A 15,182-nucleotide genomic window follows, 5' to 3' on the forward strand; every position below is an offset into this window, starting at 1 on the left:
ATTGTATCCAATATTATTTTATTTAAAACCATATCAAAAGATAGTTGTTTTAGTATTATATTTAAAACAAAAAGAAAAATATGGACGCTAAAAAAATAAGTTTGAATGAGAAAGAAGTAAAACCTATTGTTGACATGCTTAACGAATATCTTGCAAACTATCATATTCATTACCAGAAGTTAAGAGGTTGCCATTGGAATATTAAAGGACAGAATTTCTTTACTTTACATGTTAAATTTGAAGAGCTCTATACCAATGCTCAACTTACTATTGATGAAATTGCGGAGCGTGTACTTACTTTGGGAAAGCCACCTCATAGCAGATTTCAGGATTATATTAAAGAATCCAGCATTAAAGAGATTAATACTATTGGTATGAGCGACATGGCTTTAGTAGATGCTATTCTTGATGATATGTCTGAATTGATTTCAATGGAAAGAGCGCTTTTAGTGGCTACTGAAGAAGTCAATGACGATGGTTCTAATGATATGGTGAATCGCTTTATGCAATTCAAAGAAAAAACAACATGGATGTTGCGTTCATTCGCAAATAAAAAATAAATAGCAATACAATATTATAATTTAAAATGGCTGTCACCCTACTCATGGGTGACAGCCATTTTTTTTGGCAGGTCGTTGGCAGGTCCTTACCTTATCCTTTGCAGGTCATTTAGACCTAGCGAGGACCTACCAACGACCTAGAAAGGACCTGCCAACGACCTGCCAAACCTTGGTAAAACATAATTGGTTATTGTTGAATATATTTAGTAAAAATAGTTACCTCGGGGTGAAAGGGAAAAAGGCATTAATCCAGACCACATTAGTATAAACCAAGAATTCTTTAATACCTTTGATTTTAATGGGATATAATAGTTTAGCAGCTTGTGTTGCCGATTTAGATAAACATGGGCATTTACTGCGCATCAAAGAAGAAGTAGATCCTTACCTGGAAATGGCGGCCATCCATTTGCGGGTATATGAACAAAAAGGTCCTGCCATCTTGTTTGAAAAGGTAAAGGGAAGTAAGTTTCCTGCAGTATCTAATTTGTTTGGAACCCTTGAAAGGTCTAAGTTTATGTTTCGCGATAGCCTAGCTAACGTACAGCAGTTGGTTGGTCTACGTTCAGATCCGATGAAGGCGGTCAAAAATCCCTTCAAATTTGCCGGAGCAGGTTTAACAGCAATTTCGGCCTTGCCTTTAAAACAAAGTTTATTTAAAGCTGCTTTCCAGAAAACCACCATTAGTGCTTTACCACAAATTGTAAATTGGCCAATGGATGGAGGGCCTTTCATTACTATGCCCCAGGTTTATACCGAAGATATTGATAAGCCTGGTGTGCTAAACGCCAACCTGGGTATGTATAGGATACAATTAGGAGGAAATGATTATATAAAAGATAAAGAGATTGGCCTACATTACCAGATCCACAGAGGTATTGGCGTACACCAGTCAAAAGCCAATGCCAAAGGGCAGCCTTTAAAAGTTAGTATATTTGTCGGCGGGCCACCAGCGCACCCATTAGCCGCTGTAATGCCCTTGCCCGAAGGATTGTCGGAGATGACTTTTGCTGGTGCTTTAGGGAACCGGCGTTTCCGGTATTTCTATGACGAGGAAGGTTTTTGTATTTCTGCAGATGCAGATTTCATCATCACGGGTACTGTTTATCCGCATGAAAATAAACCTGAAGGTCCTTTTGGTGACCACTTGGGTTATTACAGTTTAACGCATCCATTTCCTTTAATGAAGGTCCATAATGTCTACCATCGCCAGGATGCTATTTGGTCATTTACAGTGGTGGGCAGGCCACCACAAGAGGATACCAGTTTTGGTGCCCTGATTCATGAAATCACCGGCGCGGCAATTCCTCAGGAGATCCATGGACTAAAAGAGGTGAATGCCGTAGATGCATCAGGCGTACACCCTTTGCTATTTGCCATTGGCAGTGAAAGATACACCCCTTTTTTAAAAGAGCGTAGACCTCAGGAAATACTGACTATTGCCAATCACATTTTGGGAAAGAACCAACTGAGTTTGGCGAAATACCTTTTCATTGCTGCCAGAGAAGATAACGAAAGCCTCAGCACTAATGCAATAATAGCATTTTTAAAGCATATCCTGGAGCGTATAGATTACTCCAGGGACCTGCATTTTTATACACAAACAACAATTGATACGCTTGATTACAGTGGCGAAGGATTGAATAGCGGCTCTAAACTCGTTCTAGCTGCTGCAGGTCCTTTAAAAAGAGAGTTAGTCAATGCATTACCGATTAATTTTAAACCAAAAGAAGCGTGTTACCTGGCTATGCCCGGGGTGCTAACCCTTCAATGTCCTGCTTATGTTAACGCATTTACCGCTCAGCAGGAAATTAATGCCTTAAAAGAGGAGCTTCAAGGGTTTGATCTGGATGGGATAGCTTTAATTGTAGTTTGTGATGACGCAAGCTTTGCTGCTAAGGATATCAATAATTTGGTTTGGATAACTTTTACAAGAAGTAATCCAGCAACCGATATTGATGGGGTTGGGAGTTTTACCAAATACAAGCATTGGGGTTGCACCGGCCCATTGCTTATTGATGCCAGGAAGAAACCGCACCACGCATCGGAATTAATTAAGGATCCGGATGTAGAAAAGAATATCAACAGGTTTAAATTATAAAACAAAACCCCGGCTCTTTAAAAAAGCCGGGGTTTTGTTTTATAATTAACAGTGTTTTTTAAGTTGCTTATTTGAATATTAAAGCATTAATAAACAATTAGTTTTGCTTTTTAGAATCTCACTCCAAACGTTAAGAAAACATTGTTTTTGTTGAGTTTAACATCAGCAACCGGTTCAGAAAAATCATTTAATACATAAGGACTAAAAGTGTTATTTGTTTCTGCACGCTGATAAGCTAAATCAATATAGTATTGATTTACTTTGTAACCTATACCGCCACTATAAAATTTAGTTTCAAATAAGTTCTTGTCGTCATCTTTATAAGGCGTTCCATTTAATCCAAATCCCGCTCTTAATGTTAACTGATCAATTTTATATTCACCACCAACACGGTAATTTATAGCACTGGTATAGAAATCTTTCACATCCAGGTTATTATTAGAGATGGTTGTTGGTGCGTAGTTGTTCGCTGCATTGCTGAATTTAATCGAAGAATAGTCAACATAATCAACATCAGCGGTTAATAAACCGCTATTTCCAAGGATTACACTTGCGCCAACAGATCCTTTATAAGGAGTTCTAAGGTTGTACTGAAAAACATCAGTACCAGGATCGTTGGAATATAAGGTGTTACCACCAAAACGAGTGTCTAACACTTCAGAGTAAACATCCTCGAAGTGTAACCAGGTTGGTGTTTGAAAAGTAGCACCAATCCTAACGGCATTAACGGGTTTAAAGATTAATCCAAGTTTACCATTTATACCAGCACCATCAGTGGTCTGACTTTGTCGGTAAGAAAGGTCGTAACTATCGCCTGCTACAGGATCACCTGGAATAGGAACAAGCACCGGGTTTAAAGTTGAAACACCATTTTCAGTAAAGTGGGAATCATAGCCATAACGAACACTGACTAATCCAACTGAAGCACCAATATATAATTGATTAGAAATATTTACTGCACCGGAGAAGTTGATTTCAGAAGTGGAACCATACCTAACCTGGTTATAAGCCTGTTGGTTGTTTAAACTAGTAGCTTTTTCATATTTGGCTGTATTCCCCGAACTAACCTCATCAATCATAAAATTATCATAAGCCATTCGCGCTAATGTTCCTGTAGCTAATTGGTTATTTGATAAGCCAGTAAGTGTAGCATCTTGTGCAAAAAAGTCGCCGATAGAATTCTGTGAATTAGTACCTCCATAAGCGTGGTTGGCACTAAAATCATTATTTCTATTGTATCCAATTCCCCATACAAAACTAAGCACTCCTTTGTTAAGGTCTGAACCATTATTTCTTACTGAAGGATTGTAAAAAACTATTCCAGCCTGATTTAAGTTAACCTTGTCCTGATTGCTATTAGTTCTTTGTCCAAGGTAACTGGCCTCAGACATGGTATTGTTATACTCTGGGGTAAAGCTAAATTCTGAACGGGTAAACATTCCTAAACCTGCAGGATTGCCACTTATGGAACTAATGTCTCCACCTAAGCTGATCTGAGCATTTCCTAATCCTTTAAAACGGGCAGAACTCCCGTGGTTGGATTGCGAAAACCGTAAAGCATCTCCTGAGTATTGCGCGTATATTACACCTGTATGAGCTACCATAGCTAATGCAAGAATTGTTATAAATTTTTTCATTCTTATTGGGTGTGCCTTATTAAATTAATTTCTGCTTCCGCCTCTTTGGCTTCTGCCTCCGCCACCTTGTGAGCTACCGCCATTGTTACTGGAAGCAGGTGGGGAATAGCTTGGTCTTGATTGTGTATTGGATCTTGTAGGTGGCCTGTTGCTTTGTGAAGGACGGCTTATTCTTCCTGTAGCATCAGGATTAGTAGTGTTGGCACGCCCAGGGTTATACCTTTCTGCGCGACTTCTGTCTGTAGACATGATGCCGTTAGTTGATCTTGTTGCCCCACGGCCAATGTAATTTCCTGTTGCTGATCTGGAGGAATAGCCAGTGTTGTTTTCTCTTCCTCTGTCAGGTCTTGGTCCGTAATTAATGGTGCCACTTAAGTTGTTACCATAACCACCGCCATAATAACCACCGCCATAAAAGCCGCCACCATAATAACCACCTCCATACAAGCCTCCACCGAAATAAGGGTTCCAACCAAAATAAGGAGAGTTTATTCCCCAACCATAAAAAGGTCTATTCCAGGAATTACCGAAAAATGAATTTCCCATGCCAAAACCAAATCCCATAGAAAATCCGGAAGAGTACCATGGTGAAAAACTGTTGTAACCATAAGAATCAAAATAAAAAGGGTCATAATAGCTTCTGAAAGGACTTCCATAATAGAACCTATTAATACGGGAAGAGTAATCCATATCATAATAAGGATCACTATAGCCATAATCGTTATCCTGTGTAGAATTATCGTTATATTGAGAAGATTGACGTGGGGCAGGTTGTACATATTCCTGTGCCTGAGCAACGGAATTATAGACATCATCTGTGTTATTATTTTCTTGTGCCAGCCTAGGGACTGAACAAGAAGCCAAAGCCACCGTTGCTACTGCCAGCAGACTGGTAAATAATCGGATCGGTTTCATCGTGTTTGAATTGTTTGTGTGTGTTGCAATTTTTATAGCTATAAATTTATAAATTTGTAGACTACTATACAACTTAATTAACACAAAAAACGTTCCACATACTTATGAGCAAAGGTATTACAAGCAAAAACGACGATTATTCACAGTGGTATAACGACATTGTTATAAAGGCAGACCTTGCAGATCACTCCGATGTAAGGGGTTGTATGGTTATAAAGCCATATGGTTACTCGATTTGGGAGAAAATGCAAGCCATTTTAGACCAGAAATTCAAAGATACCGGACATAGTAATGCCTATTTTCCGCTCCTCATTCCAAAGTCATATTTTTCTAAAGAAGCTTCGCACGTTGAAGGTTTTGCCACTGAATGTGCAATTGTGACACATTATCGTCTAAAAAACGATGGTGCTGGCAATATGGTAGTTGATGAAACAGCAAAATTGGAAGAGGAACTGATTATCAGACCAACTTCTGAAACTATTATTTGGAATACTTATAGAGGATGGATTCAATCTTACAGAGATTTACCTTTATTAATTAACCAATGGGCAAATGTAATGCGCTGGGAAATGCGGACCAGGTTGTTTTTAAGAACTGCAGAGTTTCTATGGCAGGAAGGGCATACTGCTCATGCTACCGCACAAGAAGCTGTTGAAGAAACCGAACGCATGCTGGATATTTATGCTGATTTTGCCGAAAGTTACATGGCCATGCCTGTTGTAAAAGGTAAAAAAACAGCTAATGAGCGTTTTGCTGGTGCTTTAGACACGTATTGTATCGAAGCACTGATGCAAGATGGAAAGGCATTACAAGCAGGTACTTCTCATTTCCTCGGACAAAATTTTGCCAAAGCATTTGATGTTAAGTTTACTAGTAAAGAAGGCAAAGTGGAGCATGTGTGGGCATCTTCATGGGGTGTTTCCACCCGTTTAATTGGCGCATTGATTATGGCACATAGTGATGATGCCGGATTAGTGTTGCCACCAAATTTAGCCCCTATACAGGTTGTTATTGTCCCTATTTACAGAAGCGATGAAGACCTTAAAAATATTTCCTCCTTTGTTGATGAATTGATGCCTAAACTTAAACGCATGGGTATAACGGTTAAATATGACGACCGAGACACACAGCGTCCGGGATTTAAGTTTGCAGAGTATGAACTTAAAGGTATACCAATACGTATGGCCATAGGTGGAAGAGATATGGAAAATAAAACCGTAGAAATCGCCAGAAGAGATACCCGTGAAAAATTTACGGTAATGCAGGAAGGATTGGAAATTTATATCCCGCAATTGCTTGATGCTATTCAAACCAGTATTTATAATAAAGCCGCAAATTATAGGGATGAACACATTACAGAAGCCAATTCTTATGATGAATTAAAATCGCTTTTGGATAGCAAAGGTGGATTTATTTCTGCACATTGGGATGGTACACCAGAAACGGAACAAAAAATAAAAGAAGAAACCAAGGCTACCATTAGGTGTATACCATTAAATAACAAACAAGAAGATGGTGTTTGTGTTTATTCTGGGAAGCCTTCTACCCAACGTGTTTTATTTGCACGCGCTTATTAATTGAATTATAAAACAGTTAGCTGTTTTTATTAAATAAAATAATAACTATGAAATTTGCAACAAAAGCTATTCATGCAGGTCAAGAACCTGATCCAAGTACTGGAGCAGTAATGACACCCATTTATCAAACTTCTACCTATTGGCAAAAGTCGCCTGGTGATAACCAGGGATTTGAATATTCTCGTGGAACAAATCCGACTAGAAAAGCGCTTGAAAGTTGTTTAGCTGCTTTAGAAAATGCAAAATATGGTTTAGCTTTTTCTAGTGGAATGGGGGCGACGGATGCAGTTTTAAGATTGTTACAGCCTGGTGATGAAGTGATTACTGGAAACGACCTTTATGGTGGTTCTTATCGCATTTTTACTAAAATATATCAAAAATACGGTATCAAGTTTCATTTTCTTGACCTTTCTAATCCTGAAAATATTATACCTCATCTAACAGATAAAACTAAATTAATCTGGATTGAAACACCTACAAACCCTACAATGCAAATTGTAGATATTGAAGGGGTTTCGAAAATAGCAAAAAAGCATAATTTAATACTTGCAGTAGATAATACTTTTGCATCTCCATACCTGCAGAATCCAATAGATTTGGGTGCTGATATTGTGATGCACTCGGTAACTAAATATATTGGTGGTCACTCTGACGTAGTGATGGGTGCTTTGTTGGTAAACGACGACCAGCTCTACAAAGACCTTTGGTTTGTTTACAATGCTTGTGGTGCTACTCCTGGACCTCAAGATGCCTTTTTAGTGTTAAGAGGAATTAAAACATTGCACTTAAGAATGAAAGCGCATTGTGAAAATGGGGAGAAGGTTGCTCGTTTCTTAAGGAATCATCCTAAAATAGATAAAATTTACTGGCCTGGATTTGAAGACCATCCTAATCATGACATAGCAAAAAAACAAATGCGTGGTTTTGGTGGTATGGTTTCTATCACTTTAAAAGGTGCTGATTTGAAAGAAACCTACCGTGTAGCTTCATCTTTTAAGGTTTTCACTTTAGCAGAGTCTTTAGGTGGTGTGGAATCCCTAATTAACCACCCTACCAGTATGACCCATGGTTCTATTCCTAAAGAAGAACGCGAAAAAGTAGGGGTAACAGATAACTTGCTTCGTCTAAGTGTAGGTGTTGAAGATATCGATGACTTATTGGCTGATTTAGAACAGGCACTTAAATAATATTCATTGGAATTCCTTGAACTTAAAGATTTTTTAGACTTAAAGGTTGCACAATACAACCGGCCTGTTTTCATTGAAAACGATCCGGTTTGTATTCCACACCGCTTTAAAATAAAACAAGATATTGAAATTGCCGCATTTTTTGCGGCAATTTTAGCTTGGGGACAACGAAAAACGATCATCAACAAATGCACTGAGCTGTTCGAAAGAATGGATAATGCGCCTTATCAGTTTATGTTGCAGCATACTGATGATGATTTAAAGTCGCTTTTAGGGTTTAAACACCGTACTTTCAATGATACTGACCTTTTGTATTTTGTGGCTTTTTTTAAGGCACATTATCAAAATTCAAATAGCCTTGAAACTGCCTTCATACCAAAGCATTTGAGCTCCTCGCCATTTAGAGAAGAATATTTAAGTGCGCCTGTAGCTGAAAATTTTACTTATGCTTCTAGTGCCTGTTTTGCAAATGAGCTTAGCAAACCAAATTTCGAAATTGAACAAACACTTAATCATTTCAGGTCTTACTTTTTTAGCTTGGAAGATTTCCCAAGGAGAACCATTAAACATGTTTCATCACCCTTGCAAAAATCTACTTGTAAACGGTTAAATATGTTTTTAAGGTGGATGGTAAGGAAGGATGATTGTGGTGTAGATTTTGGATTATGGACGACTTTAAAACCGAAAGATTTGATTTGTCCTTGCGATGTTCATGTAGACCGTGTAGCACGCCGGCTGAATTTGATTTCTAGAAAGCAAACCGATTGGCAAACTGCTGTAGAATTAACTAAAGAGCTGAGGTTGTTTGATGCGGTAGATCCTGTTAAATATGATTTTGCTTTATTTGGTTTAGGCGTTGAAGAAAAATTTTAACTTTACCTATAGTGAATTTTAATGCTATTAAATAATGGTTAAGCCTTGCGTTCATAATTTCTGAACCAACTGCTTATCTTCATTTGAATGACACCAAAAAATGCCTCCCTGAAAATTCTTGTGCTCATTTTTGAAACGCCTTCTGTACGGTCTGTAAAAATAATAGGAACCTCTAATACTTTAAAACCATATTGTATGGCTGTAAATTTCATCTCAATCTGAAAAGCATAACCTACAAACTTAATTTTGTTTAGCGGGATTGTCTCTAACACAATTCTGCGGTAACATTTAAATCCTGCAGTGGCATCCTGTATGTCGATGCGGGTAATTAAACGCACGTACATGGAGGCGAAATACGACATGAGCACCCTACTCATAGGCCAGTTCACTACATTGACGCCATTAACATACCTCGATCCAATAGCAACATCAGCACCGTTTACACAAGCCTGCCTCAATTTAATCAGGTCATCCGGATGATGAGAAAAATCGGCATCCATTTCAAAAATGTAGGCGTATTTTCTACTAATTGCCCATTTAAAACCATGTATATAAGCTGTACCCAGACCTAATTTACCAATTCTTTGCTCGAGGTGAAGTTTGCCAGAAAATTCTGGCTGCAAGGTTTTAACAATTTCAGCAGTGCCATCAGGGGAACCGTCATCTATAATTAAGATTTCAAAAGGAAAGTCAAGAGAGAAGACTTTTCTAATGATCTTTTCTATATTTTCCTTTTCATTATAGGTAGGAATAATGATTAAACTATCTGACACGTATTAATTTTATGAGGTAAATAACATTCAAAAGTATTGAATAAAAATTAAAAAACCCGCAGGAGTAACTATTCCTGCGGGCTTTATTTCAAAAGATGAATCTTATGTGGTAGAATTCATTGTTTTTTGCAGCCACTTGCTCATCACAAACAAGATGATTGATGCAATACCGGCCATAAATACAAAGAGCATAAAGAAATCATTTAGGTTATGCATTTCATAGCCAGCAAAATTAGTCACCTTAGCTCCATCAGGATATAAAGAACTTAACTTTCCTGCAAGCACATTCGCTCCAGCATTTGCCAAAAACCAAACCGCCATTAATAAAGAAGCAAATTTTACAGGTGATAATTTGTTTACCAGCGACAAGCCGATTGGCGATAAGCATAATTCTCCCCAGGTATGAAAGGCGTACATCCCGATTAACCAGATCATACTTACTTTAACACCTGTACCAATTTCTTTAATTCCTACGGCAATAACGAAATAACCTACGGCTAACAGCATTAATCCGAGGGCCATTTTTGTAGGTGCTGAAGGCTCTCTTTTGCCAAGTTTAATCCATAACCAGGCAAATAAAGGAGCGAATACAACCACGAATATAGAATTTAAAGACTGGAACCAACTTGCTGGAACAGTCCAGAATCCTAAATCACGTTGGGTTTGCTCTTCAGCAAAGAATGTTAACGAGGCACCAGCCTGTTCAAATGCACTCCAAAAGAAGACCACAAAGAAAGCAAGAATAAAGATGACCGAGATTTTCTTTTTCTCTACAACGCTGAGTTTTTTATCAGCAAATATCATGTAACCAATACCCACAACGGCTACGATTAATAAATAACTTAAATAACTGTAAACCTGTGCATCGATATAAAGCATACCTACACAAATTGCTGCAAAAGCTAGTAAGGCAAGATAAACCAATACAGGGTTAGTTTTTTTAGCATCAGGATTTACAGGCGACATTCCCAGCGGTTCACCATTTGGGTGGCGAACATATTTGTCTTTTAAATAAACGAAAACAATTACACCAAGGGCCATAGCGATAGCTGCACAAAGGAATGCCCACTTAAAATCAAGAGGGTTTCCAGTATCACCGAAATAACCGCAAATAAATGGTCCTAAAGCACCACCAACATTAATGCCCATATAGAAAATAGTGTAGGCAGCATCAATTCTCCTGTCATTGGGGGGATACAATTGCCCCACCATCGAAGAGATATTTGGTTTGAAAAACCCATTCCCTGCAATCATAAATCCTAATCCAGAAAAGAAAAAGAAAATGGAAATCTCCATATTGGTTTGATACATGGAAGCGCAGGCAAACATTAATAGATTTCCAAACGACATTAAAATACCACCTGTAATAATGGATCTTCGATTTCCCCAATACCTATCTGCAACAAAACCACCAATCAATGGAGTTAAATAAACTAAACCCGTATAACTACCATAAAGATTAGAAGCAAAAGCTTTATCAAAAAGCAAGGCCTTTGTCATGAATAATACTAAAATGGCCCGCATGCCATAATAGTTGAAACGTTCCCACATTTCCGTTGCAAACAAAACGTATAATCCTTTAGGGTGGCCTTTCGAAGAAGCGTTAAACTCCTCAGGCTTCAGGATTTTAGATTGATCCATATAATTTTATTTTATGTAATAAATTAGTTTAAAAGTTAAGCGTGTTTGTTAATAATTCCCCTTAACCATTTTAACATGGCGAATATCACAAGACCAGCTAATATACAGGCAATAAAATTGATCCAGAAAAAGTTAGCTTTCTGTTCATAAGTATCCCATAGGGAAGCAAGTACACCAGAAAGTTTGTTTCCTATAGAGGTAGCCAGAAACCAGCCCCCCATCATTAAAGAAGTTAAACGGGCAGGAGCTACTTTTGAAACCAAGGATAAACCAATAGGAGAAAGGAACAACTCACCAACGGTTATTACCGCATAGGATGCTATTAACCACCAGGCAGACGATTTCTCTAAAGTAATATCCGTTGAATAGATTGCGAATGACATGATTGCAGTAGATAGACCAGTAATTAACAAGCCGTAGCCAATCTTTGCAGGAGTGGATGGTTCTTTACCTCTTTTTCTAAGAAAACTAAATAAGGAAATGACCAGCGGGGTAAGTAAAATGATAAAGAAAGGATTTACCGATTGGAATATTTCTGTTGAGATCAACTTAATAGGCTCATTTTCCTTCGGCCAATCGGCCTTTTTTAAGTTTTGGAAATAAGGATCTGGTGCCACCTCCATGATTTTCTCTCCATTAGCATCTTTTAGAACCCTGAAAAAAGGATCATGTTTTGGTAAGGAATCCTGTTTTGTAGTCAATTCTACTACCATTCCAAAAGGCTGGACGAAACTAGCCGTTTTATCGCCGATTTGTCGGTCGGTATAAGTCTCTGCGTAATTGGTCAATGCAGACGAGTTTTGCTTAAAAACTGCCCAAAAAACAACTACTACAGCAAAGATAGCTAAAAGTGCCCCGATACGAGATTTATCTTCCTTGTTTGATTTTACCAATAGATTGATATAGAAGGAGATAACCGGAATACAAGCAATAATAAAAGCATCAGTTGAATCAGATCCAAAAATATTACCTGGAATAAACCAGCCTGCAATACCGAAAACAAACATTGGAACTATTACCAGCCACATCACTTTACTAACAGACATGTCCTCTGGGTTTGCAGGTTTCATTACATCAGCATGTTTAATATGTTTTGAACCTATTATGAACCAGATAATACCTAAAAACATGCCTACCCCAGCAGCACCAAACGCATATCCCCATCCATATTCATTACGCATATAAGCTGCAACGAAATTGCAGATAAAAGCACCCAGGTTAATACCCATATAAAAAATATTGTATCCCGAATCTTTTAAAGCTTTGTTTTCTGGTGTGGAGTATAAATTACCCAATAGGGTGGAGATGTTCGGTTTAAAGAAACCATTGCCGACAACAATAAATACTACGGCTAGCCAAAACATTTCTATGGAAGGGAAAGCGAGGCAAAAATATCCTGCAGACATTAATAAGCCACCCATAATAATAGATTTTCTGTAACCTAAAATTCTATCTGCTATTAAACCACCTATAAATGGGGTTAAATAAACAAGGCCTAGGTAGGTACCCACTATATCTGCTGCCTCCCTATTGTCAAAGCCAAAACCACCTTTAGGGTCTTTTAAATAAAGCAATAAAATACCGAGCATGAGGTAGTAGCCAAAACGCTCCCACATCTCCGTAAAAAATAAAACGGGCAGACCTTTTGGGTGCCGCGTTTTCGTTGTTTCAGCCATTGACTTTATTGGTTTTTTATGTAATAATGAAGTATAAGTATCGCGCAAGATAATAACATGGAAGCAAACTACCAAGTTTTTAATCTCAGGCCTTCATCCTGAATTAATTACATGTGCCTGGAGAGCTTTGCTTCCATATAATAAAGCAGATATACTTAGTTTAAACCCTCAATTACGATGGCACTGGCACCACCACCACCATTACAAATTGCGGCAACACCAATTTTTCCATTATTTTGAGCAAGCACAGAAAGTAGTGTAACCACAATTCTGGCTCCCGAGGCACCTAATGGATGACCTAATGCAACAGCCCCACCATTAATGTTAACCTTTTCGTTGTCGAGCGCTAATAATTGGTTATTTGCTAGAGAAACGACTGCAAAGGCCTCATTAATTTCAAAGAAATCGACTTCTTTTAGCGTTAAGCCTGCTCTGCTTAAGGCCAAAGGAATGGCTTTAGCGGGAGCAGTAGTGAACCATTCTGGAGCTTGCTGTGCATCTGCGTAAGCTAAAATTCTTGCTAATGGCTTTAATCCAAGTTCTTTTGCTTTATCTGCACTCATCAATACCAAAGCAGCAGCACCATCATTTAATGTAGACGCATTTGCTGCGGTTACTGTTCCATCTTTCTTGAAAACAGGCTTTAATCCCGTTATTTTTTCAAATTTTACAGCGAAAGGTTCCTCATCATGAGTAACAAAAGTGATGTCCCCTTTACGGTCTTTAACCTCTATAGGCACTATTTCTTCCTTAAACTTATCAGTTTGCTGTGCAGATTGAGCTTTTTTATACGATGCAATAGCAAAAGTATCCTGATCTTCACGACTGATGTTACATTCTGTTGCACAAAGTTCAGCAGCAGCACCCATGTGATAGTCGTTATAAACATCCCAAAGGCCATCTTTCACTAAACCATCAGTCAGCTGACCATGGCCTAAACGATAGCCATTACGTGCTTTATCTAAATAATAGGGCACATTGCTCATGCTTTCCATACCACCGGCAACAACAATATCGTTTTGCCCAAGTGCAATACTTTGGGCAGCTAACATAATTGCCTTTGTACCTGAGGCACAAACTTTATTGATAGTGGTTGCTGGTAAATCTGGAAGTCCTGCTTGTTTTGCAGCTTGTGTAGCGGGTGCTTGTCCGAGGTTTGCCGACAAAACATTTCCCATATATAATTCCTGAACATCTTCAGGTTTGATACCAGCTTTTTCTATAGCCGCTTTTATAGCTATCCCACCCAATTGAGTGGCAGAAAAACTAGCTAGAGCACCACCGAAGCTCCCAATGGGAGTTCTAACTGCTGAAACGATCACTACTTCTTTCATTCGTAATTTTATAATTAATGGGGCAAAGTTAGAAAATGAAGATCAACGTATAATTTGTTCCTTTTACATTTTGCTCAAGGTAATGCAAGATCATTTGTATTTATAAAAGTAACAGAGGTATTGGCTATTAGAGTTCTCTAATCCAGATGTTTCTAAAACTAATAGGCTCACTTTTGTCACCATGCGACTGTAGTTTTATTGGAGATGACCCATGAGCTTTTTGATATGACGGCTGACCAACATATTGCGTTGGGCCTTTCAATTGAAAATTATTTTGAACCAGGATACCATTGAACAATAAGGTAACTTTTGCTGGGGTTTTTACCGAGCTATCTGCATTAAAAGTTGGTGCAGTCCAGATCACATCATAGGTTTGCCACTCACCGGGTTTTTTAGCTGCATTAAATAATGGGGTAGTTTGCTTATAAATGCTCGCTGCCATGCCGTTGGTATAGGTTTTGTTTTCATAAGAATCAAGGATTTGTAATTCATAACCGAGGTCGCCCTTACCTAAAGAAGCCAGGAACAATCCGCTATTACCCCTTGCTTGCCCTTCTCCAGTAATATTTGCAGGTATAAGCCATTCTAAGTGCAATTGATAATTATTAAAAGATTGTTTTGTCTCTATGTTTCCGGTTTTTTTATCTACGGTAAACACCCCATTTTTAACTTTCCATTTTGCAGGCTCTGATTTATTTTCAACCATCACCCATTGATCAAGGTTTTTACCATCGAAAAGTACAATAGCATCAGAAGGAGCTGCAGTGGGTGTTATTGCTGGAGTAACCACTTTGGGTACAGGAGTGTAAAATTCAGTATCCTCATGTTTGGCTTCCTGTTGTTGTGCATTTGCCATTCCCATTCCAACCAAAAATAGGGAAGTAGTTAACATTACGCTTTGTAATTTCATA

At 38.3% G+C, this 15,182-nt stretch carries 12 protein-coding genes; 5 read left to right on the forward strand and 7 right to left on the reverse strand.

All coding sequences use genetic code 11. The features are described from left to right. Positions 1-80: 80 nt before the first annotated feature. Positions 81-560 (forward strand): Dps family protein, encoded by a 480-nt coding sequence (locus AAKU52_RS05015; RefSeq protein ID WP_354330894.1) that lies wholly within the window; start codon positions 81-83, stop codon positions 558-560. A gap of 298 nt (positions 561-858) precedes the next feature. Beyond that, a complete protein-coding gene (locus AAKU52_RS05020; RefSeq protein WP_354330896.1) occupies positions 859-2,658 on the forward strand; it encodes a UbiD family decarboxylase in 1,800 nt (599 codons plus the stop codon). Positions 2,659-2,768: 110 nt separating this feature from the next. Here the strand turns inward: AAKU52_RS05020 and AAKU52_RS05025 are convergent, their stop codons facing one another. Then, a complete protein-coding gene (locus AAKU52_RS05025; protein ID WP_354330898.1) occupies positions 2,769-4,295 on the reverse strand; it encodes an OmpP1/FadL family transporter in 1,527 nt (508 codons plus the stop codon). Between the two features lie 24 nt (positions 4,296-4,319). After that, a complete protein-coding gene (locus AAKU52_RS05030) occupies positions 4,320-5,210 on the reverse strand; it encodes a hypothetical protein (protein WP_354330900.1) in 891 nt (296 codons plus the stop codon). 104 nt (positions 5,211-5,314) lie between these two features. Here AAKU52_RS05030 and proS point away from each other — a divergent pair, with 104 nt between their 5' ends. The 3 genes from proS to AAKU52_RS05045 are packed head-to-tail and all read left to right on the forward strand — an operon-like array spanning position 5,315 to position 8,847. Beyond that, positions 5,315-6,787: a proline--tRNA ligase gene (proS, locus tag AAKU52_RS05035; protein ID WP_354330902.1), complete on the forward strand. Its 1,473-nt coding sequence runs from the start codon at positions 5,315-5,317 to the stop codon at positions 6,785-6,787. A 47-nt stretch (positions 6,788-6,834) separates the two neighbouring features. Beyond that, a complete protein-coding gene (locus AAKU52_RS05040; RefSeq protein WP_354330904.1) occupies positions 6,835-7,974 on the forward strand; it encodes a cystathionine gamma-synthase in 1,140 nt (379 codons plus the stop codon). A gap of 6 nt (positions 7,975-7,980) precedes the next feature. Next, the gene (locus tag AAKU52_RS05045; RefSeq protein ID WP_354330906.1) at positions 7,981-8,847 is read left to right on the forward strand and encodes a TIGR02757 family protein; all 867 of its coding nucleotides are present in this window, start codon (positions 7,981-7,983) and stop codon (positions 8,845-8,847) included. Between the two features lie 38 nt (positions 8,848-8,885). Here AAKU52_RS05045 and AAKU52_RS05050 read toward each other — a convergent pair whose 3' ends face one another. From AAKU52_RS05050 to AAKU52_RS05070, 5 genes are all read right to left on the reverse strand, one after another. Beyond that, positions 8,886-9,620, reverse strand: coding sequence for a polyprenol monophosphomannose synthase (locus tag AAKU52_RS05050; protein WP_354330908.1), 735 nt, complete (start codon positions 9,618-9,620; stop codon positions 8,886-8,888). A gap of 102 nt (positions 9,621-9,722) precedes the next feature. Further along, positions 9,723-11,261, reverse strand: a complete 1,539-nt coding sequence (locus AAKU52_RS05055) for a peptide MFS transporter (RefSeq protein ID WP_354330910.1) — start codon at positions 11,259-11,261, stop codon at positions 9,723-9,725. 35 nt (positions 11,262-11,296) lie between these two features. After that, a complete protein-coding gene (locus AAKU52_RS05060; RefSeq protein WP_354330912.1) occupies positions 11,297-12,937 on the reverse strand; it encodes a peptide MFS transporter in 1,641 nt (546 codons plus the stop codon). A gap of 155 nt (positions 12,938-13,092) precedes the next feature. Next, positions 13,093-14,271, reverse strand: coding sequence for an acetyl-CoA C-acyltransferase (locus AAKU52_RS05065; RefSeq protein WP_354330914.1), 1,179 nt, complete (start codon positions 14,269-14,271; stop codon positions 13,093-13,095). 127 nt (positions 14,272-14,398) lie between these two features. After that, positions 14,399-15,181: a 3-keto-disaccharide hydrolase gene (locus AAKU52_RS05070; protein ID WP_354330917.1), complete on the reverse strand. Its 783-nt coding sequence runs from the start codon at positions 15,179-15,181 to the stop codon at positions 14,399-14,401. Position 15,182: the final 1 nt, after the last annotated feature.

The sequence above is a fragment of the Pedobacter sp. CG_S7 genome, from assembly GCF_040544395.1.
In the GTDB taxonomy this organism is placed as follows: Bacteria; Bacteroidota; Bacteroidia; order Sphingobacteriales; family Sphingobacteriaceae; genus Pedobacter.